We start from the raw sequence: 21719 nt of genomic DNA, 5'->3' as shown, positions 1-21719 counted from the left end.
ACATTCAATTAGAATATAATTAGGTACTAAAAATGCAAAATAATTTGGCGTTTGTTTTCCCTGGACAAGGATCTCAAGCTGTTTCTATGCTTGCTGATTTTGCCGATGAAACCGTTATCCAAAATACCTTCAAAGAAGCTTCACAAGCTTTAGGTTATGATGTTTGGCAACTTGTTTCTGAAGGGCCTGCAGAAAAACTCAATCAAACAAACTATACGCAACCAGCGTTATTAACAGCAAGTGTTGCTTTATGGCGTTTATGGTCTGCTAAATCTGATATTAAACCTGCTACATTAGCAGGCCATAGTTTAGGTGAATACTCTGCACTGGTTTGCGCTGATGTTATTGACCTTGGTGCAGCCGTTAAACTTGTTCAAAAACGTGGTGAATTAATGCAAGCTTCTGTACCTGAAGGTGTAGGTGCTATGGCTGCTGTTATCGGTTTAGGTGATGCAGAAATTATTGCCGCATGTGAACAAGCTCAAGAACAAGAAGTGGTGTCAGCGGTTAACTTCAATTCTCCAGGGCAAGTGGTTATTGCTGGTCATAAAGCAGCAGTAGAGCGCGCTGGTTTATTATGCAAAGAAGCTGGAGCTAAACGCGTATTACCTCTTCCTGTGAGTGTTCCTTCTCATTGTGCTTTAATGAAGAGCGCAGCAGATGAATTAGCGAAAGAATTAAATAACATTACTTTTAATACTCCAATTATTCCCGTTATTAATAATGTTGATGTTACCGTTGAGAGTTCAGCAGAAAAAATTAAAAGTGCACTGGTAAGGCAGTTATATTCACCAGTACGCTGGACAGAAACGATTGAATTATTAGCAAAAAATGGCTGTACACAGGTTTTAGAAATAGGGCCAGGTAAAGTTTTACAAGGTTTATTAAAAAGAATAGATAAATCAGTTTCATGTGAATCAGTTAATGATAATGCATCATTAGCTAAAGCATTAGAATTAATTAAATAGGTTTAAATATGTTTTCATTAGAAGGTAAAGTCGCTTTAGTTACAGGTGCCAGTCGTGGTATTGGTAAAGCTATTGCTAGTCAATTAAAAAATTTAGGCGCAACCGTTATTGGTACGGCAACTTCAGAAGGCGGTGCTGATAAAATTAGTGAGTATTTAGGAGAAGGTAACGGCCTAGTATTGAATGTAACAGACAATGATTCTATTGCTGCTTTATTCGATAATATTAAAGATAAATACGGTGCTATAGACATTCTTGTCAATAATGCAGGAATTACTAAAGATAATTTATTTATGAGAATGAAAGATGATGAATGGCAAGATATTATTGATACAAACCTTTCGTCTGTATTTAAGTTAAGTAAAGCAGCTATTAGACCTATGATGAAAAAACGTAACGGTAGGATCATTAATATAGGTTCTGTTGTAGGTAGTATGGGAAATGCAGGTCAAGTTAACTATGCAACGGCTAAAGCGGGCTTATTAGGTTTTACTAAATCTCTTGCAAGAGAAGTAGCTTCTCGTGGTATTACGGTTAATACAGTTGCACCAGGTTTTATTGATACAGACATGACTCAAACATTAACAGATGAGCAAAAAGAAGGTATATTTTCGCAAGTACCAGCGAATCGTTTAGGTAAGCCAGAAGAAATTGCTAACGCAGTTGCTTTTTTAGCTTCAGACACAGCAGCTTATATTACGGGCGAAACATTGCACGTTAATGGCGGTATGTACATGTTATAGTTGATTTTATCATTTATAAAATCTATTATATATTTTAAATGCCATCTGATTGGACCAGTGATAAAAATAAAATTAGTTACTTGCAAGCTAAGCTTTTGGCGAATACACTACATGCAATTTGAAAAATAGCATTTTCTAGTAAAGGAAAAAAAATGAGTACTATCGAAGAACGCGTAAAAAAAATTACTATTGAGCAATTAGGTGTAAGTGAAGCAGAAGTTAAAACTGAATCTTCATTTGTTGACGATTTAGGTGCTGATTCATTAGATACAGTAGAATTAGTTATGGCGTTAGAAGAAGAATTTGATACTGAAATTCCTGACGAAGAAGCTGAAAAAATTACTACAGTTCAAGCAGCTATTGATTACGTAAACGCTAATCAATAATTGTTATATATTTAAGGCGGTTATTACACCGCCTTAAATATTTTAAAATTACTATTCGTAGTTATATAGAACATTTATTTACGAATAAAATCCTTTCAAATATTCTTTTCTATCGGAGGCAACTCATCCTATGCGGCGTGTTGTAGTTACCGGTCTAGGTATGTTAAGCCCTTTGGGCAACAATCCTGAAACAACTTGGCAAAACTTACTACTTGGTAAAAGTGGTATTAGTGATATTCAGCATTTTGATACAACTGAGTACCCTACAAAATTTGCAGGTTTAATCAAAGATTTTAATGCTGAAGACTATATGGCTCGTAAAGAAGCCAAAAAAATGGATCTATTTATCCAATATGGTGTAGCGGCTGGTGTGCAAGCAATTCAAGATTCAGGTTTAGAAATAACTGATGAAAATGCTATGCGCGTTGGTGTTGCTGTTGGTGCTGGTATTGGTGGTTTAGGATTAATTGAAGAAAATTTCGAGAAAATGCTTAAAACAAGCCCTCGAAAGCTTTCACCATTTTTCGTTCCCTCAACCATTATAAATATGATTGCAGGGCACTTATCTATCATGCACGGCCTTAAAGGTCCTAATATATCAATTGTTACTGCTTGTACAAGTGGTGTTCATAATATTGGACATGCAGCCAGAATGATTGCTTATGGTGATGCTGATGCAATGCTTGCTGGCGGTGCTGAAAAAGCTTCAACCAAAATGGGAATGGGTGGATTCGGTGCAGCAAGGGCTTTATCTACAAGAAATGATGATCCTCAAGCCGCTTCAAGACCTTGGGACAAAGACAGAGATGGCTTTGTTTTAGGTGATGGTGCTGGTGTTCTTATGCTTGAAGAGTATGAACAAGCTAAAGCTCGTGGCGCTAAGATTTATGCTGAACTTGTAGGTTTTGGTATGAGCGGCGATGCTTATCATATGACATCACCTCCTGCTGATGGTGCTGGTGCCGCTTTAGCAATGGCGAACGCTATTAATGATGCAAAAGTTGATGTAGCAAAAATTGGATATATTAATGCTCATGGTACATCGACCCCAGCTGGTGATATTGCAGAAACCAATGCCGTTAAGTCAATATTTGGTCAACATGCTTCTAAAGTTATGATGGGTTCTACTAAATCTATGACAGGGCATTTATTAGGTGCAGCTGGAGCAGTAGAAGCAATATTTAGTATTCAAGCATTAACAAATAATGCAGTTCCACCTACGATTAATTTAGATAACCCTGATGAAGGGTGTGATTTAGATTATATTGCGCATACGGCTAGAGATGTTTCTTTAGATTACGTATTGTGTAACTCGTTTGGTTTTGGTGGTACAAACGGTTCATTAATTTTCAAAAAAATGTAAATAGATGTCAGTACAGCATTGAGTGTTATTTAACACTTGAATCAAAGTAATGAAACCTGAATACTTGTTTACAATTATTCAGGTTTTTTATTTTATGCTATTTAATTGATGAACATATCCTCACAAATTCTATTTTTTGTGTTATTCACTTCTAATAAATAATAAACTACATCTTCTATGTTTGTACGATTAATCTAAGTGTTTAAATAACTATGTATTTCCAATCAGTTAATGGACAACAAGTTAACCATATATCTGTAAATGATAGAGGTTTAGCTTATGGTGACGGTATATTTACTACGGCTAAAGTGAGCAATGGTCAAATAGAACTTATACATCAGCATATAAATCGTTTAAAAATGGGCTGTTGTTTATTTAAAATCTTAGATGTTGATTTTATTGCTTTAGAGAATGAACTCATTGAATGTTGTAAAACTTATGATTTGGCTGTGCTTAAAGTCGTTATAACGTCAGGTGAAGGTGGGAGAGGTTACTCTCGGGTTGGTGTTAGTCGTCCAAATATTATCATTAAAGTATCGGAGTTTCCGACTAAATACCTTCACTGGTCACAATCAGGTATTACAGTAGCCGATGCCACTATTAAGTTAGGTATTAATCCTTTATTTTCTGGGGTTAAGCATTTAAATAGGTTAGAGCAAGTTTTGATCAGAGATGAGTTAGATCAAACGAATTACGATGATTTACTCGTATTTAATATATTCGATGAAGTTATAGAAACAACTTGCGCAAATGTTTTTTGGTTTGATAATGGAGAGCTTTTTACACCTGAAATTAAAAATAGTGGCGTAGCAGGTCTTCAACGGTCTGAGGTCTTGAGAAAATACCCTGCTACTCAAGTGATTAAAGCAAAGGCTGCTGATATCCAAAGAGCGCAATCAATGTTTATTACTAACTCTATTATGGGAATAGTTCCGATAATAAATTATGCGGGTAATAAACTTAATATTGACCAAGTTCATCAATTTAAAGCACTTATAGCGAACATTAATTCATGCTAAAAAAGTTAGTTTTTTCTGCCATTTTAATTCTCATATTACTTCCTGTAGCTTTATATAGTTACATAAACCACGAAGTACATAAGAAAATACCTCTGCTTGAGCCTGAACTTATTACGATTAATAAAGGCACAACGATTAGCTCTTTTTCTAGAGAACTTGTAAAGAAAGGTTGGATAGAGACTAACTTTTGGCTTAAAGCTTATATTAAGTTAACCCCAGAATTAAGTGCTTTAAAGCAAGGCTCATTTCTTATTCCAACAGGCATTAACTACGTTGATCTAATCACACTTCTCGTTAAAGGCAAAGAACATCAATTCGCTATAACCTTTATCGAAGGCAGTACATTAAAAGACTGGCTAATAGCTTTGGCAAACGATAAAAACTTAACACAGAAAACAAGCGATCTTTCTGTGAATAATGTGGCTGAATATTTAGGTGTAGAGCATCAAAATGCAGAAGGTTTATTTTTCCCTGATACCTATTTTTTTACTTCGGGGACTTCAACATTAGAAATACTTCGTAGGGCGAATAAAAGAATGACTAAAGAATTAGAATCTCTATGGAATGAAAGGGATCCTGATTTACCTTATGAAAACGCGTACGAAGCGTTAATTATGGCTTCCATTATTGAAAAAGAAAGCGCCTTACAAAGTGAGCACCCTGTTATTAGCTCTGTTTTTATTAATCGGTTAAATAAAAAGATGCGTTTGCAAACTGATCCCACGGTTATTTATGGCTTAGGTGATCGGTATAAAGGGGATATAAAACGCGTTCATCTTCGAGAAAAAACAGCGTATAACACCTACCGTATTCACGGTCTCCCACCTACACCCATTGCTATGCCTGGAAAGCTAGCACTAAAAGCAGCAATGCATCCAGATACAACCGATTATTTATATTTTGTTAGTGATGGTTATGGAAAACATGTATTTTCAAAAACATTGAAAGAACATAACAAAGCAGTAGCTGAATATTTGTTAGCGACTAAAAGTAAATAGCCAAGTAATATCTAGTGATCACTAGCTGGCTTAGTTATTATATACTTGGTTTTAATAGTAAAATACTAGGGGCTGTTGACCTTTAAGATATGTTTTTGCAGCAGTCTGTTTGATTTTTATACGAGATATAGTGATTCATGTGTGGTCGTTCCACATAAAATCACTATAACGATCTAGAAATATCAAACAGGCGCTGCCCAAGGGGTCATTTAAAAGCGATTTATTCTTCGTTGCCTACATGGTTGTAGGTACTTAGATTATGCAGGAACATAAAATCTGTAAACCTTGTTTACATAGATGACTATGTGACAAAACGTTTACCTTGCCTGCACGGATGCAGGTACTTAGGTTTTGTTTGGAACGTAAAACCTGTGACTAAAACGCTTTTAAATTGAACAAAAATCATACTCGAAAGATCAACAGACCCTAATGATAAATAAAACAATGTACTGCGAGATAATTTAATGAATAAAGGCTTTATGCTTGTTTGCGACGGTAGTAATGGCGCAGGTAAAACAACAGTAATTAAAACAATTGAACAGTATCTGAAAAATAAAGGATTAGATGTTGTTGTAACACGAGAGCCAGGTGGAACTCCTATAGGTGAAAAAATCAGGGAAGTGATACTTGATCCTTCAACGCCTGAAATGTGTAATATGACCGAGTTAATGTTATTTGGAGCAGCTAGAGCGCAACATATAACTGAAAAAATAATCCCTGCATTAACAGCAGGTAAAGTGGTTATTTCAGATCGTTTTGATGCTGCAACCTTTAGTTTTCAACATTACGCCAGAGGTATTGATTTAGATATTATTCGTAAAATTAATAACATGGCGTTAAATGGTTTTTCTCCAGATATGAACATTATTTTAGATCTTGATCCTATATTAGGTCTTGAACGAGTAAAACAACGTGGGGAAGGGCTTGACCGTTTAGAAGATGAAAGAATGGAATTTTTAGAAAAAGCACGTAATGGTTATTTAACGCAAGCTAAACAAGCCCCTGATAAATTTACCGTGATAGACGCATCAAAAAAGCAAGAAGAAGTGGCTAAGCTTGTTATTGATGTTGTAGATAAGATTATTGAAAAAAAAGCACTTTTATAACGTAGAATACAACGTTTTTACACGCATAAATTATTGCATATAGGTTATATATGAAAAGCTGGCTAGCTAAAGAACAAACTTTATTCTCACAGCATATTACAGCAGGAAACTTACCTCATGCCATCTTAATAAGTGGAGTGAAAGGGAGTGGTAAAGAAGACTTAGCAAATTGGTTAATTCAAGTAATTCAATGTAAAAACGTTATTCAAGGCGCTATTTTACAACCTTGTCGTCAATGTAAACATTGTAATCTATTACTCAAAAATAACTATCCGGATCACTCTACAGTAATACCTGAAAAAAGCTTGCTAGGAATTGATAGTGTAAGAAAGGTCAGCACATTTTTTGAAAAAACAGCGCAAATAGGTAAGATCAAAACGGTACTTATTCCTGAAGCTGATAAAATGACTGTCGCAGCCGCCAATGCATTACTGAAAACTTTAGAAGAGCCGACAAATAATAGTATTATCGTTTTATTATCAGACGAACATGATACTTTATTACCAACCATTATTAGCCGGTGCCGTTTATTTGAAATAAGACCGCCTTCAGGTGAACTATTAGCTCAGCATATAAATGTTAATAACAAAAATCATAGTGCTTTTATTAATTTAAGTCACTTACCCGAATTAAGCAGTGATGAAATAGCCAATGAATATTTACTCTTTGAACAGACTTTTTTAAATTTTCTGACAAATAAAGAGGGAGTAACAGCAGTCATTAAAATGGTTGCAAATTCACCCCATGGTTTACGTTGGTTAGAAAAGGTTATTACAAATGCAATGAGGGGACTTTGTGGTTGGGAAAGTAGTATACAGGTCGAAAATCAGTCTAATTTACTAAATAATAATATTTTATGGCATATTTACAATCAAATAGTCGCTACAATAAGTCAGAGTAAAGAGCTAAGTCAGGTAAATGATCAATTTATGATTGAAAAACTGATTATAGATATTGATAATAGTTTATCTAATGTAAACACTGGGAGTAAGCATTGAAAAGTATATATTTAGAATTTATTTCAGAGCGAGAGCTATATCAATCTTACATGCCATTTTTAAAAAACGGTGGGCTTTTTTATAAAACGAACGCCAAGTTTGAATTAGGCACAGAAGTGATACTTGAAGTTTGTTTACCTGATGCTTTAGAACATTCAGAAGTTAAAGGTGAAGTTTGCTGGTTAACACCTATAAGTTCACAAAGCGGAACACCTGCAGGAGTTGGCGTTAGTTTTACTGATGATCCTGAAAATATAAGAAATCAAATTGAAAAATATATAGCGCGTTTTTTAAATTCGTCTGATCCTACCTTAACTATGTAGTTATTATTAGGTTGTTAAATTAATAACCTAATACCTTTCTTTTACCCTTTGTTAATTCACTATTATTGGAGTGTAGTTTGTTTATAGATTCACATTGTCATTTAGACCGTTTAAAACTTGAAGAATTTGACAATAATTTAGATAAGGTTATTGAGTCCGCAGCACAGGCAAATGTTGAACATATCCTTTGTGTAAGTGTTACTTTAAAAGATTTCCCTGCTATGGCAGACATTACGGAGAAATATGAAAATGTATCTCTATCATGTGGCATGCATCCTTTAAATCAAGAAGATAAAGTTGATGAAGATGAACTACTTACATTGTCACAAAACGAACGTGTTATTGCTGTGGGTGAAACAGGGCTTGATTATTTTTATGCACCTGAAACCAAAGAAGTACAGTTAGACTCTTTCATTAAGCATGTAAGGGTTGCCAATAAAGTAAATAAACCTCTAATTATTCATACACGTGATGCACAAGAAGACACTTTGAAAGTACTGCGTGACGAAAATGCACAAAACGTAGGTGGTATTTTACATTGTTTTACTGAAAGCTGGGAAATGGCTAAACAAGCTATTGATTTAGGCTTTTATATTTCTTTTTCTGGTATTGTTACTTTTAAAAATGCAACAGAACTAAGAGAAGTGGCTCAAAAAATACCAGACGATAGAATACTGATTGAAACCGACTCCCCCTATTTAGCGCCAGTTCCTCATCGTGGTAAACAAAACCAGCCAGCTTACGTGGTTGAGGTTGCAAAACATCTTGCGAGTATTCGTGGTCAATCAGTGGAGCACATAGCAAAAATTTCAACACAGAACTTTAATACGCTATTTAATCTCTAGAAGCATAGATATTATTATATATCGTTACATTTGTTTTGAAAAAACAACTATATAAAACAAAAGATGTGCCTTGATCATGTTGCGTGTAGGTTGCCTAAAACTTTCATTTGATATGTTACAGGTATATACAATGTATAATTAATAGTCGATTCTCTTTGTAAACATAAACTTTAATGTGTAGTTATCTTTGTTTGGAAAAAAATGAAAATAAAACGTATAAAATTAATTTTAAGTATTACACTCGTTTTTTTTGTATTTGCAATATTTTATTATATTAAGAGTATTTATTTTCAACAATCAAACGATACATTAGGGATAGAAAAGAAAGGGGACTTTGTAAATAACATTGTACCCACTAAAGCTAATGACGTAACCAATGAAACAACATCAAACGTATTATTTCCTCATATAGAAAAGGATGAACTACTCTGCATCGAACGAGTGAATGAATTTACTGTAAGTCATGAATTTTTAGATTGCATTAATAGCATTATACTTTATACCGATGATGAAAAGGTTATAGTTAGAGTAAAAAAAATTATAGCTCCATGGATGATGATTGATTGGAGGTCTGCTCTTAACTATATATTGTCGATGAAAGATCATTATCGTGATTACGTAATGGAGTGGGCGATTAGACTGATTGCTATAGATCATATTACCCAAGGAATCGCTTGGGTATTTGAGCAAAATCTATCACCAGTACAGCAAAGAGATTATCTTACCGCACTTTTTTTACAGTTAGCTGAAGATGATCCTGAGATCGCTATTCTTGAGCTAGATTCTTTTTATGACCTTCAACTGAAGAATACAGTGCTCGCTAGTATTATTGAGTTTTGGGGGGAGAATAATGCCCGAGAGGCACTTTCTTGGTTAGAAAATCAAATCGATTCAGATATTTTTAAAAGCGACGAATTTAGCAATAATGAATTTTATAGGCAGTTAAAAAGAAGTATCGAGTGGCAGTTTATGAAGCAAAATCCAATGTCTGCAGCTGAATATATTCAGAATAAAGAACTTGGTGATGATAAGGTTATATTATCTAGTTATTATGCAGATTATCTCGCTAATATCGATTTTTATAATGCGCTGACTTGGGCAAAAAATTTAGATGAATATCATGTTTACCAAGCAGCCATTCAAGCAGTACTTGAAGTGGGCTCTCATTCAGAAGATTACCAATTTGAAGTGTTAACTCTTGCCAGTGAACAGTCAGATCCCGTTTTTCGTGATGCATTATTAGCTAATGTAAGTGTTCAGATTTCAGCGTTAAATCTGGAAAAAATGATAGATTATCTACCAAATTTACCTGAATCAGCGCAAGCTAAGGTCATTGATTCAATTATTTTATCTTGGCTAGAAAAAGATCAAGAACAAGTTATAGATTGGTTGCAAATTGTTCCAGAAGGTGATGTTGAGATTAATGCAAAGAAAGTCATTGTACAAAAAATTCTGGAAAAAGAACCTACTCGTGCATTTGGTATTGCCACTTCAATTAGTAACCCAGAACAACGTTTAATGATTTTAAAATCATCATTTGCTTATCTAGTTACACAAAATCCTCAACTAGCAAGGTTTGAATTAGAACAACTTGAAGGAATTAGTGAAGAGGAAAGAGAAAAATTAAGCCAAGAGCTAGATAATATACAGTAAACAACCTCAGTTCAGATTAAGTAATTTTACTCAATAATGCTTAAGCGTTTATCTGCATTTTTATGCGCAATAGCGAGCTATTGGTTTATAAAGTACCTGATAATGACATAAATATCATCATTAAAAATATATTTAGATTGTATTCAGGTCGTTATTCAAACATAGCACAAAGTTAACATTATGAATTAGTTTTATTAAATTCATTAACTCGACATAGGTTAAATATTACCTAGTTTTTACAGTCTAATAAGCCGTTTATTATACCTCCTCTTATTAATCAAGATAATAAGAGGAGGTAAGCTAATTATTGAAATGTAAACTGTTGGTTGTTACCGTTACCACATGCCCACTGACGAATATCAGCACCGTTAGTGGTTGAGTTATTTGCGACTTCTAAACATTTATTGCTATGTTTAGCCTCAAGTTGAAACCAACCATTACCTTTGTCAACCAACTTAAATTGTTGATTGTCTCCGTCATAACAGTCCCACTGTACGGCAGTTGCACCGTTAGTGGTTAGCTTGCCACTGATATCGACACACTTGTTGTGTTTAGTTTTCATTAGGTAATAACCATCACCTTTAGAAACAAAAGTAATATCTTGGTTGGCATTGTTCGCATTACAGCCCCATTGTTGGATATTTGCTCCATTGGCATTACTACCAGCCGATAAATCAATACAGCGGCTGCTATTACGAGCTTTCAAAGACGTGGTTCCTGCAGGGGGAGTTGTTGTACTACCACTACTTGTACCACCACCGTTATTTACAGGTTTATAAACACGGATCCAGTCGATAAAGAAAATACTCTTATTGGCATCGGCTAATTCTGCGGCTGTAGGCTTAACATCTCGCCAATCTTGATGTTCTACATCAAGAATAATATGCATAGCTTTATTTAAGCCAGTACCATTAGTAAAATTATTAGGGTCAATCATGTTGACACCTGATGTTGAACGAACTAAAACTCCATCAATATAATAGTCTAGGTTCCATGGATCTTTCCAATGTACGCCGTATCTTTTCATACCTGAGCGATACGATTCACCACCATTATAAATCCACTCACCACCATCCTTTGGTTGATAATCTTGGAAGGGTTCACGAATAAAAACATGATGACTAACGTGCATACGTTGATCGAACCATGTTTGAGTAGAACGATCACTACCGTAAGACTCCATAGCATCAATTTCTTGAGTAGAATCAGGGCTTAACATCCAGGCTGCGTTAGCTAATGTGTTATTACTCGGTTTGGCTCGTACCTCTAAATATAGAGGGTAAGTAAAAGTAGCTTTAGATGAAATGATACCCGTATAAATTTTATCTGTGCCGGCTTTAGCGCTTGATTGTAAAGCCAATGAACCACCAGTCGTGTAAGAGTGCCCTGAATTAAACTCAGTATCACCAGGTCCTGTCCATGCATTGATATAACTAGCATTCCAGCGATTATTAAAATCGGCTGGTTTACTTGTTGGAGTCGCATTGTAATTAAAGTCATCGGATACAGACTGTAATTCCCATGTGTTACCTGAGCCCGCAGGAGCTGGAATTGAAATACCATCCCAGTCAGCTGCTTGGATCGAACTACACACTAATATTGCTCCAGTGCATAATGATAGTTTTTTAATCATTGTAAATTTCCTTGTATTTTGAATGTTGCATAACTTAAAAACACCATTCTGTAACTAGCAAGATTTAGTATAATTATTCTTGCTACAGAAATGTGTTAGTACGTACATCCGAGAATATTTAAATTATATTTTTAATCAATATATTTTCAGATGTACAATAAATGTAGCAGCTAATTGCTAATTGTAAACAAATTACCTTTAACAAAAATGCAATAATTAATACGGATAATATTTAAAAATTAGTTTCGATTATGATATTGATATATTAGGGAGGGGGATCTTCATGTTTACATTTTATTCGAATTAAATGCTTGTTGAGCGCTGCGTAAGGAGTGTAGCCTAGTTGTTCTATGTAAACTCCTTGCAACAATGAGCAAGAAGCATTTAAACGGATCCTTAGGACAGCGTTTATTAGTTATTTCTACTACGTTATCGCTTATTAGAGTAGAATAAGGACGAACTATGGCTGCCTTGTATAAAAGGCTAATGAACTACTGAAAAATAAGCAGAAAGAGTAACAGGCCTTAAAAGAGAGTATAAAAATAACCCCAAACTATCGCTAGTTTAGGGTTGAGGGGGAAGGTTCAAATAAAGAACCCATGCTAAAAAGCCTATCTGTAAAAAATAATAATGCAGCGAGCAATTATTTTTTGTTAAGTTAATTAACTTAGTAATTATTAAGTGTAGTGTAATATTTTATTAATGCTAATTTATTTTTAATATTTATTACACATTGATATTTATATATAAAATTTAAATTTTATCCGTTGATTGTTTTTTGTGCTAGTACTTAACGTATTTATTTAGCATTGATAATATGATTAATTGGACGCCTGAATTTGTGAGCTTACGTTATTTTTATATAAAATTAACAGCTCCTAACCCAAATTCAGATTTTAGTGCTTTTAAAAACTATATCTTAAATGTAACGCCTATATGGCTGAACTATTATTGTATGGTTAAATATGTCATTATCTTTTCAATATTTTTTGTATAAAAGTCTTTTGTGTTAAATCGTCTCTGGATCAGCTTCTTTTTTATTGCCTTTATTTCAGCCTTGTATCAATGGGGAGTCATGGGTGATGCTCTTATCTTTGAAAAAATAATTAAGTCTATTTTTGATATGTCTTCAGTTACTGTAGACATTGCTATTGGATTAATTGGTATATTAGCTTTTTGGCTAGGTATGATGAAAATAGCAGAGAATGCAGGTCTAATTAATAAGCTCGCCATTGCTATTTCGCCATTGTTTTCTAAATTAATGCCTGAAGTACCCAAAGGGCATCCTGCTATTGGCTCAATAACAATGAATTTGTCAGCTAATTTTTTAGGCATAGATAACGCAGCAACGCCATTAGGGTTAAAGGCGATGCAAGATTTACAAACGTTAAATCCGAAAAAAGATACAGCTACCAATGCTCAAATTTTATTTTTAGTATTAAATACTTCTTCTGTTACTCTGTTTCCTGTTGCTGTTTTTGTTTATAGGGCACAGCAGGGCGCTGTAAATCCCACCGATGTTTTTATTCCTATTATTTTAGCTACGTTTGCTTCAACATTTGCAGGATTACTGGCTGTAGCCACTGTTCAAAAAATAAAATTGTATCACCCAGTGGTGTTGCTTTACTTATCTGCTGCTATCGCCCTTATTGGTGGTATTACGGTCTATTTTGCTGCGTTATCGTCTCAAGCATTATCAACACAGTCATCCTTATTTGGTAATATATTAATATTTAGCACGCTCATTCTTTTTATAGCCGCAGCGGTTCGTAAAAAAATTGATGTATATAATAGTTTTATTGAAGGCGCTAAGGAAGGATTTGAAACAAGCATTAAGCTTATTCCTTATTTACTGGCCATGTTATGCGCTATTGGTGTATTTCGAGCTAGTGGTGCTTTAGATGTAATTGTCGACATATTTAGAAGTCTTGCAATGTTTTTAGGCATGGATACACGTTTTATTGATGCGTTACCTACCGCTATGATGAAACCTTTAAGTGGTTCAGGCGCAAGAGCTATGATGATTGAAACCATGAATACTCATGGTGCAGATTCTTTCGCAGGTAGATTAGCTTCTATCATTCAAGGTTCAACAGAAACCACTTTTTATGTACTTGCTGTGTATTTTGGCTCTGTCGGTATTAAGTACAGTAGGCATGCCGTAAGCTGTGGTTTAATTGCTGATGCAGCGGGTATTATTGCCGCCATAAGTGTTTGTTATTGGTTTTTTGGCTAATTTATCTTCTTTATTTTAATGTTTTATCTTCTTATTTATTATCCTTTCTTTTGGTAGCCAATATGGCTTATAGAACTTTAGTTTTATTATCTTTGTGTAATTGTCGACAATATTTGTCGCTTATGGTTGATCTATTTTATTTATCGCCTATAATCCTACCATCCAATAAAATATGTCGACAATTTTATGTCTTTAGATTTTGTACCTTTAAAAAATCCAACACACTTAGCTCCAGTAACTACTGCTGATAAAGTTTACGAACAGCTTCTTCATCAAATTGTAAGTGGGAAGATACGAGCAGGCAGTAAAATAAGTGAGCCTGAACTCGCTAAGAAATTTGAAATTAGTCGATCTACTTTGCGCGAAGCATTGAATCGATTAGAAAAATGTCACTTAATTGAACGCAAAGCCAATGTAGGTTCACGTGTTGTAGATTGTTCAATTGAAGGATTATTAGAGCTCTATATTACACGTGAAGCGCTAGAAGGCATGGCGTGTAGACAAGCTGCAATGAATATGACTGATGACGAAATTGTTAGCATGCGAGAAATGTTAGAAGAGCACGGCAAGCAGCAAGATCTAAAAGATGGTATTTCTTATTACCAAGAAGAAGGAGATGTGGATTTCCATTACAAAATAATTCTAGGTAGTCATAACCAACAGCTTATTAATCTTCTTTGCGGCCAGCTATACCATCTGGTTCGTATGTACCGTATTCAATTTGGTATGAAAAGCTCAAGAGCAACACGTGCTTTTCAAGAACACTCTCAAATTATTCAAGCAATCGCAGACAGAGACGGTGAACTAGCCGAATTTTTAATGCGTCGACACATTGCAGCTTCTCGTAAAAATATCGAGAGAAAAATAGCCGAACAAGTAGAAAATTAATCAACAAGTAATAAATATTCATTTAAATGGGGATACACATGACTTTAATACAATCACCAGGTAAAAAATTTAGACAAGCATTACAAAACAATAAACCATTACAAGTGGTGGGAACAATTAATGCCTATTGCGCCATGATGGCAGAGAAATTAGGGCATCAAGCTATTTACCTTTCTGGTGGCGGTGTTGCTAATGCTTCTTACGGATTACCCGATTTAGGCATGACATCGTTAAATGATGTTATTGCAGATGTACAACGTATAACGTCGGCATCAAGCTTACCTTTACTTGTTGATATTGATACAGGCTGGGGTGGCGCTTTTAATATTGCTAAAACTGTACGTGATATGGAAAAAGCAGGAGCAGCGGCGGTTCATCTTGAAGATCAAGTGGCTCAAAAGCGTTGTGGCCATCGTCCAAATAAAGAAATTGTTTCAATTGAAGAAATGGTAGACCGTATCAAAGCGGCTGTTGATGCACGAACTGACCCTGACTTTTTTATCATGGCGCGTACAGATGCATTCGCACAAGAAGGCTTAGAGTCTGCAATAGAAAGAGCTAAAGCATATGTAGCGGCAGGTGCTGATGGTATTTTTGCTGAAGCAATAAAAACAGAAGAGCATTATCGTGCCTTTTCAGAAGCATTAGATGTTCCACTTCTTGCTAATATTACAGAGTTTGGGCAAACAGAGCTTTGGAATAAAGAACAACTAGGTGAGTGGGGCTGTGCCATGGTGCTTTATCCTTTATCAGCTTTTAGAGCAATGAATAAAGCTGCAGAATCGGTTTATAAAACATTGTTAGCTGATGGTGACCAAAAAGCTGAAATCGACAATATGCAAACGCGTATGGATTTATACGATTACCTTGGCTATCACGATTACGAACAAAAGCTAGATAGCCTATTTGCTGAAGGCAAAAACAAATAAAAACAATAAATAATTCAAATTACAATTTGAAAATAACGATTAAAAATTACTGATACAACAAGTTAGTTAAGGAACATATTATGGTAGATAAGAAATTAAGTGGTGCAGGTTTACGTGGTCAGAGTGCTGGCGAAACAAAATTATGTACAGTGGGCAAATCAGGAAGTGGTTTAACTTATTGTGGCTATGATGTTGCTGATCTTGCTGAAAAATCAACGTTTGAAGAGGTAGCCTATTTACTTTTTAATGGCGAATTACCTAATCAAACACAGTTAGATGCATATAAAACTGAATTAAAAACCATGCGTGATTTACCTGAAGCGGTAAAATCAGTATTAAAGCTTATCCCTAAAGAAACTCATCCTATGGATGTTATGCGTACGGGTTGTTCTATTTTAGGTAATATTGAGCCAGAAAGTGACTTTTCTGAAGCACGTCGTGCTGCAAACCGTTTACTCGCGGCTTTCCCTGCGATTATGTGTTACTGGTATAAATACTCCCACGATGGTGTAGAAATTGATTGTATGACTGATGAAGATTCATTAGGTGGTCATTTCTTACGTTTATTAAACCAAAAAGAACCTTCAGAGCAGCATAAACGTGTAATGGATGTCTCATTAATTTTATACGCAGAACACGAATTTAACGCTTCTACTTTTACCGCACGCGTATGTGCATCAACATTATCAGACATGTTTTCATGTATCACAGGTGCTATTGGTACTTTACGTGGCCCACTTCACGGTGGGGCTAACGAAGCTGCTATGGATATGATCCTTAAGTTCAAATCTCCAGCCGATGCTAAAGAACAAATGGCTGGCATGTTAGAGCGTAAAGAAAAAATAATGGGCTTTGGTCACGCTATCTACCGTACTTCTGATCCTCGTAATGTTGTGATCAAAGCATGGTCTGAAAAGCTAGCCGCTGAAAATGGTGATACTTCTTTATACGATATTTCAGTAGCGTGTGAAGAGTTTATGTGGGACACCAAAAAGCTATTTTGTAATGCTGATTTTTTCCATGCGTCAACTTATAACTATATGGGCATTCCAACTAAGTTATTTACGCCAATTTTTGTATGTTCACGCTTAACTGGCTGGGCAGCTCATGTAATGGAGCAACGTGTTAATAATCGTATTATTCGTCCGAGTGCTGATTATACAGGAGCAGAGCCACGTAAGGTTGTTGCTATCTCTGAAAGGTAATTTGACTGGTTATTTTTCATAACGTTTTCGTTAGGCTTATTTTAATAAGTGAAGCTCGCATAGGAAAGCTATGCGTCTAACATTCTGCCTGAACGAATAAAAATCCTGTGTAAATAACTCGAATATATTAATAGGGGGAGTGTATTAAGTGAATAGTTTACCTCACTTCTTTTCCCTTATAAAAGTGGAATAAACTATGAATTATGATTATCGCAAGCCGTTGCCTGGCTATAAAGTAAACGGCGTTAACATTGATTTTTTTGATACGCGTGAAGCGGTTGAAGCAATTACTCCAGGTAGCTACGCCAAGCTACCTTACACCTCTCGTGTATTAGCTGAGCAGTTAGTACGTAGATGTGACCCTGCCACACTAACTGATTCGTTAAAGCAGCTTATTGAAAGCAAACAAGAACTTGATTTTCCTTGGTATCCTGCACGAGTTGTTTGTCATGACATTCTAGGTCAAACAGCATTGGTTGATCTTGCTGGTTTGCGTGATGCGATTGCTGAACAAGGTGGTGATCCGTCTAAGGTTAATCCTGTTGTACCCACTCAGCTCATTGTAGATCATTCACTCGCCGTGGAAGCTCCGGGTTTTGACTCTGATGCCTTTCAAAAAAACCGTGATATTGAAGATCGCCGTAACAAAGACCGTTTTAAATTTATTGAGTGGAGCAAAACCGCTTTCAAAAATGTTGATGTTATTCCTGCGGGTAACGGCATTATGCATCAAATTAATTTAGAAAAAATGTCGCCTGTTATTCAATTACGTGACGGTGTTGCTTTTCCTGATACTTGTGTGGGAACTGATTCACATACGCCACATGTTGATGCTTTAGGTGTTATTGCTATTGGTGTTGGTGGTTTAGAAGCTGAAACCGTTATGTTGGGTCGTCCATCTATGATGCGCTTACCTGATATTATTGGTGTAAAACTAGTAGGTAAACGTGCGCCAGGCATTACGGCAACAGATATGGTACTTGCTATCACTGAGTTTTTACGTAATCAAAAAGTGGTTTCTAGTTACTTAGAGTTTTTTGGAGAAGGGACAACAGATTTAACCATTGGTGACCGTGCAACTATCTCAAACATGACACCTGAATACGGTGCATCAGCAGGTATGTTCTACATAGATCAACAAACTATTGATTACTTAAAATTAACAGGTCGTGAGCCTGAACAAGTCGAATTAGTTGAAACATACGCAAAACATACAGGACTATGGGCCGACGATTTAGTTGAAGCTCAATATCCACGTGTTATTGAATTTGATTTATCTACTGTATGTCGTAATTTAGCTGGTCCATCTAATCCACATCGTCGTTTAGCAACGGCAGATCTTGTATCTAAAGATATTGCTAAAAACTTAGATGCCTGTAAAGCGCAAGAAGCCAATGGCGAAATGCCAGACGGCGCGGTAATTATTGCGGCTATAACGTCTTGTACAAATACCTCTAATCCACGTAATGTTGTGGCTGCTGGTTTAATTGCAAAGCGTGCTAACGAATTAGGTTTGGTTCGTAAGCCTTGGGTTAAGTCTTCATTTGCACCTGGTTCAAAAGTAGCAAAACTTTACTTAGAAGAAGCTGGTTTATTATCAGAAATGGAAAAACTAGGCTTTGGTATTGTAGGTTACGCTTGTACTACGTGTAACGGTATGTCGGGAGCATTAGATCCTAAAATTCAACAAGAGATTATTGACCGCGACTTATACTCAACTGCGGTATTATCAGGTAATCGTAATTTTGATGGGCGTATTCATCCCCACGCTAAACAAGCTTTTTTAGCATCGCCACCATTAGTTGTTGCTTATGCATTAGCTGGAACGATACGTTTTGATATTGAAAAAGATGTATTAGGTCAAGACCAAAAGGGTAATGACATTACCTTAAAAGACATTTGGCCATCTGACGAAGAAATAGATGCCATTGTTAAATCTGCTGTAAAACCTGAACAATTCAAGAAAATTTATACCCCAATGTTTGACTTAGGTGCTTTTGAGCCCGCTGAAAGTCCGTTATACGATTGGGATCTTAAAAGTACTTATATTCGTCGACCTCCTTATTGGGAAGGTGCATTAGCGGGCGAACGTACCATGAAAGGTATGCGTCCTTTAGCTGTGCTAGGTGACAATATCACAACAGACCATTTATCACCGTCAAATGCTATTCAGTTAAATAGTGCTTCAGGGGCTTATCTTCATAAAATGGGATTACCGGTAGAAGATTTTAACTCGTACGCAACACACCGTGGTGATCATGAAACAACGCAACGCGCAACGTTTGCTAACCCTAAACTGTTCAACGAAATGTGCCGGGACGAAAGCGGCAAAGTTAAACAAGGTTCATTAGCACGTATAGAGCCGGAAGGTGTTGAATCTCGTATGTGGGAAGCAATAGAAACCTATATGGAACGTAAACAGCCTTTAATTATTATTGCTGGCGCTGATTATGGACAAGGCTCATCACGTGATTGGGCAGCTAAAGGTGTTCGTTTAGCAGGTGTTGAAGTGATTGTATCAGAAGGTTTTGAACGTATTCACCGTACTAATTTAATTGGTATGGGGGTTTTACCGCTTGAATTTATTAATGGTGATACACGTAATACTTATAGCATTGACGGTACTGAAACTTATGATGTTGAAGGTACGACAGCACCAAGTGGAGCTATGACTGTTGTCATGACTAGAGCTAATGGTGAAGTCATTGAAATTCCAGTTAAATGTCGTTTAGATACAGCTGAAGAAGTCTCCGTTTACAATGGCGGTGGGGTATTGCAAAAGTTTGCTACAGACTTCCTTAAATCAAACGTATAACTTGTTATTTTATTAGATAGCTTCGTTGGAGGTGCTCACTTGGTAAACCAAGCTCCGCGCCACCTCTATGCTCTCTAATAAAATCCCTACGTTCTACGTATATTTAATTGACTCTTAAAGTGTTAATTTTCTTATGAAAATCGACTTCTGATCATTTGATAATACAAAGCAGCAAATGGGTAAACTAATTGCTGCTTTTTAGTTTAGCAATGATTTATTAGATCATAGAAAGCCGCGAAGGTTAAATGTGTAGTTAACAAGGCGAATAAAAGGAGCATAGATTTCTATGTGACGTTATTCAACGAAGTTAAAACACATTTTAGCAAGCGGAAAATAAGTATGGAGATAAGTATGTCCAATGTTCCTCAAGTAAAAATTCCTGCTACCTATATTCGTGGCGGTACATCGAAGGGTGTGTTTTTTAATTTAACTGATTTACCTGAACGCTGTCAGGTCGCGGGTGAAGCACGAGATAATATGCTTCTACGGGTTATAGGTAGTCCAGATCCTTACGGTAAACAAACAGATGGTATGGGCGGTGCAACTTCAAGTACGAGTAAAACCGTTATTGTAGCTAAAAGCAATGTTACTGATCACGATGTCGATTATTTATTTGGCCAAGTTGCTATCGACAAAGCCTTTGTTGACTGGAGCGGTAACTGCGGTAATTTAACTGCAGCAGTAGGTTCTTTTGCTATTTATTCCGGATTAATTGATGGCGATAGAATACCTGAAAATGGTATTTGTACTGTGCGTATTTGGCAAGCCAATATAAAGAAAACCATTATCGCCCAAGTACCTATTACAAATAGTGAAGTGCAAGAAACCGGTGATTTTGAATTAGATGGAGTAACGTTTCCTGCAGCGGAAGTGCCTGTAGAGTTTATTGAACCTGTTGATCCTAGTGAAGCTATGTTTCCTACCGGAAATGTTGTTGATGAACTTGAAGTCCCTGATATAGGAACTTTTAAAGTAACTATGATCACCGCTGGTATTCCAACTATATTTTTAAATGCTGAAGATCTTGGTTTTACAGGCACTGAGCTACAAGACGATATAAATAATGATGAAAAAACATTAGCGCGTTTTGAAAAAATTAGAGCTTACGGCGCTTTAAAAATGAGGCTTATTACTGATGTTTCAGATGCTCAAGCCCGACAGCATACTCCTAAAGTTGCTATTGTTTCACCCGCTAAAAGCTATCAAGCATCAAGTGGTAAACAAATTAATACAACCGATATTGATTTAAATGTAAGAGCATTATCAATGGGTAAACTGCATCATGCCATGATGGGGACTGCCGCAGTCGCTATTGGTGCAGCTGCCGCTATTCCTGGAACGTTAGTGAATATAGCCGCCGGTGGTGGTCATTGTTCATCAGTAACTTTCGGCCATCCATCGGGTACTTTAAAGGTAGGTGCCGAAGCGAGTTTAGTTAATGAACGTTGGATTGTTAACAAGGCTATAATGAGTCGAAGTGCTCGTATTCTAATGGAAGGTTACGTTAGAGTACCCGGTGATAGTTATTAAGACTGATTTAACTCAACTAAAAAGACTGTAGTTAAGAATAAACTACAGTTTTTGTTTTCAATAAATCCAGTATCTTGAGGG

18 protein-coding genes are annotated in these 21719 nt (G+C 35.9%); 17 read left to right on the top strand and 1 reads right to left on the bottom strand.

Translation table 11 applies throughout. From position 1 onward, the window contains the following. Positions 1-32 precede the first annotated feature (32 nt). The 11 genes from fabD (at position 33) to AC0L5Q_RS04800 (ending at position 10402) form a co-directional block, all read left to right on the top strand. Entirely contained in the window at positions 33-968 is a 936-nt protein-coding gene (fabD, locus tag AC0L5Q_RS04850) for an ACP S-malonyltransferase (RefSeq protein ID WP_473614917.1), read from the top strand. 8 nt (positions 969-976) lie between these two features. Continuing rightward, the gene (gene fabG / locus AC0L5Q_RS04845; protein ID WP_077342834.1) at positions 977-1711 is read left to right on the top strand and encodes a 3-oxoacyl-ACP reductase FabG; all 735 of its coding nucleotides are present in this window, start codon (positions 977-979) and stop codon (positions 1709-1711) included. 152 nt (positions 1712-1863) lie between these two features. Continuing rightward, positions 1864-2097 carry an acyl carrier protein gene (acpP, locus tag AC0L5Q_RS04840; RefSeq protein ID WP_076417854.1) on the top strand — a complete coding sequence of 78 codons (234 nt, stop codon included), beginning with the start codon at positions 1864-1866 and terminating at the stop codon, positions 2095-2097. Between the two features lie 130 nt (positions 2098-2227). After that, the gene (gene fabF / locus AC0L5Q_RS04835) at positions 2228-3460 is read left to right on the top strand and encodes a beta-ketoacyl-ACP synthase II (protein ID WP_473614910.1); all 1233 of its coding nucleotides are present in this window, start codon (positions 2228-2230) and stop codon (positions 3458-3460) included. A 212-nt stretch (positions 3461-3672) separates the two neighbouring features. After that, positions 3673-4479, top strand: a complete 807-nt coding sequence (pabC, locus tag AC0L5Q_RS04830; protein WP_473614907.1) for an aminodeoxychorismate lyase — start codon at positions 3673-3675, stop codon at positions 4477-4479. After that, complete coding sequence (gene mltG, locus AC0L5Q_RS04825) at positions 4473-5477, top strand: endolytic transglycosylase MltG (protein WP_473614903.1); 1005 nt, start codon at positions 4473-4475, stop codon at positions 5475-5477. Before pabC ends, mltG begins: the two co-directional genes overlap by 7 nt. 464 nt (positions 5478-5941) lie before the next feature. Further along, on the top strand, positions 5942-6583 hold the full coding sequence (gene tmk / locus AC0L5Q_RS04820) for a dTMP kinase (RefSeq protein WP_473614900.1): 642 nt from the start codon (positions 5942-5944) through the stop codon (positions 6581-6583). A gap of 50 nt (positions 6584-6633) precedes the next feature. Further along, positions 6634-7581 (top strand): AAA family ATPase, encoded by a 948-nt coding sequence (locus AC0L5Q_RS04815; protein ID WP_473614897.1) that lies wholly within the window; start codon positions 6634-6636, stop codon positions 7579-7581. After that, entirely contained in the window at positions 7578-7904 is a 327-nt protein-coding gene (locus tag AC0L5Q_RS04810) for a PilZ domain-containing protein (protein ID WP_473614893.1), read from the top strand. Before AC0L5Q_RS04815 ends, AC0L5Q_RS04810 begins: the two co-directional genes overlap by 4 nt. A 77-nt stretch (positions 7905-7981) precedes the next feature. After that, positions 7982-8749: a TatD family hydrolase gene (locus tag AC0L5Q_RS04805; protein ID WP_473614890.1), complete on the top strand. Its 768-nt coding sequence runs from the start codon at positions 7982-7984 to the stop codon at positions 8747-8749. 201 nt (positions 8750-8950) lie between these two features. Then, the gene (locus AC0L5Q_RS04800) at positions 8951-10402 is read left to right on the top strand and encodes a hypothetical protein (protein ID WP_473614886.1); all 1452 of its coding nucleotides are present in this window, start codon (positions 8951-8953) and stop codon (positions 10400-10402) included. Positions 10403-10706: 304 nt separating this feature from the next. Here AC0L5Q_RS04800 and AC0L5Q_RS04795 read toward each other — a convergent pair whose 3' ends face one another. Next, entirely contained in the window at positions 10707-12035 is a 1329-nt protein-coding gene (locus tag AC0L5Q_RS04795; RefSeq protein WP_473614882.1) for an RICIN domain-containing protein, read from the bottom strand. A 1006-nt stretch (positions 12036-13041) separates the two neighbouring features. Between AC0L5Q_RS04795 and AC0L5Q_RS04790 the strand changes: the two genes are divergently transcribed. The 6 genes from AC0L5Q_RS04790 to prpF all read left to right on the top strand — a co-directional run bounded on the left by AC0L5Q_RS04790 (position 13042) and on the right by prpF (position 21638). After that, the gene (locus AC0L5Q_RS04790) at positions 13042-14271 is read left to right on the top strand and encodes a nucleoside recognition domain-containing protein (protein ID WP_473614878.1); all 1230 of its coding nucleotides are present in this window, start codon (positions 13042-13044) and stop codon (positions 14269-14271) included. Between the two features lie 186 nt (positions 14272-14457). Next, a complete protein-coding gene (locus tag AC0L5Q_RS04785; RefSeq protein WP_473614875.1) occupies positions 14458-15159 on the top strand; it encodes a GntR family transcriptional regulator in 702 nt (233 codons plus the stop codon). 38 nt (positions 15160-15197) lie between these two features. Continuing rightward, entirely contained in the window at positions 15198-16088 is an 891-nt protein-coding gene (gene prpB / locus AC0L5Q_RS04780; protein WP_077342816.1) for a methylisocitrate lyase, read from the top strand. 80 nt (positions 16089-16168) lie between these two features. After that, the gene (prpC, locus tag AC0L5Q_RS04775; RefSeq protein ID WP_473614870.1) at positions 16169-17293 is read left to right on the top strand and encodes a bifunctional 2-methylcitrate synthase/citrate synthase; all 1125 of its coding nucleotides are present in this window, start codon (positions 16169-16171) and stop codon (positions 17291-17293) included. A gap of 196 nt (positions 17294-17489) precedes the next feature. After that, positions 17490-20108 (top strand): Fe/S-dependent 2-methylisocitrate dehydratase AcnD, encoded by a 2619-nt coding sequence (acnD, locus tag AC0L5Q_RS04770; RefSeq protein WP_473614867.1) that lies wholly within the window; start codon positions 17490-17492, stop codon positions 20106-20108. Positions 20109-20459: 351 nt separating this feature from the next. After that, a complete protein-coding gene (prpF, locus tag AC0L5Q_RS04765; protein WP_473614862.1) occupies positions 20460-21638 on the top strand; it encodes a 2-methylaconitate cis-trans isomerase PrpF in 1179 nt (392 codons plus the stop codon). The last annotated feature ends 81 nt before the right edge of the window (positions 21639-21719 follow it).

It is taken from the genome of Pseudocolwellia sp. G5-9 (assembly GCF_055808995.1).
The sequence above is the reverse complement of the archived record's forward strand: the minus strand, read 5'-3'. Positions and strand labels throughout refer to the sequence as shown.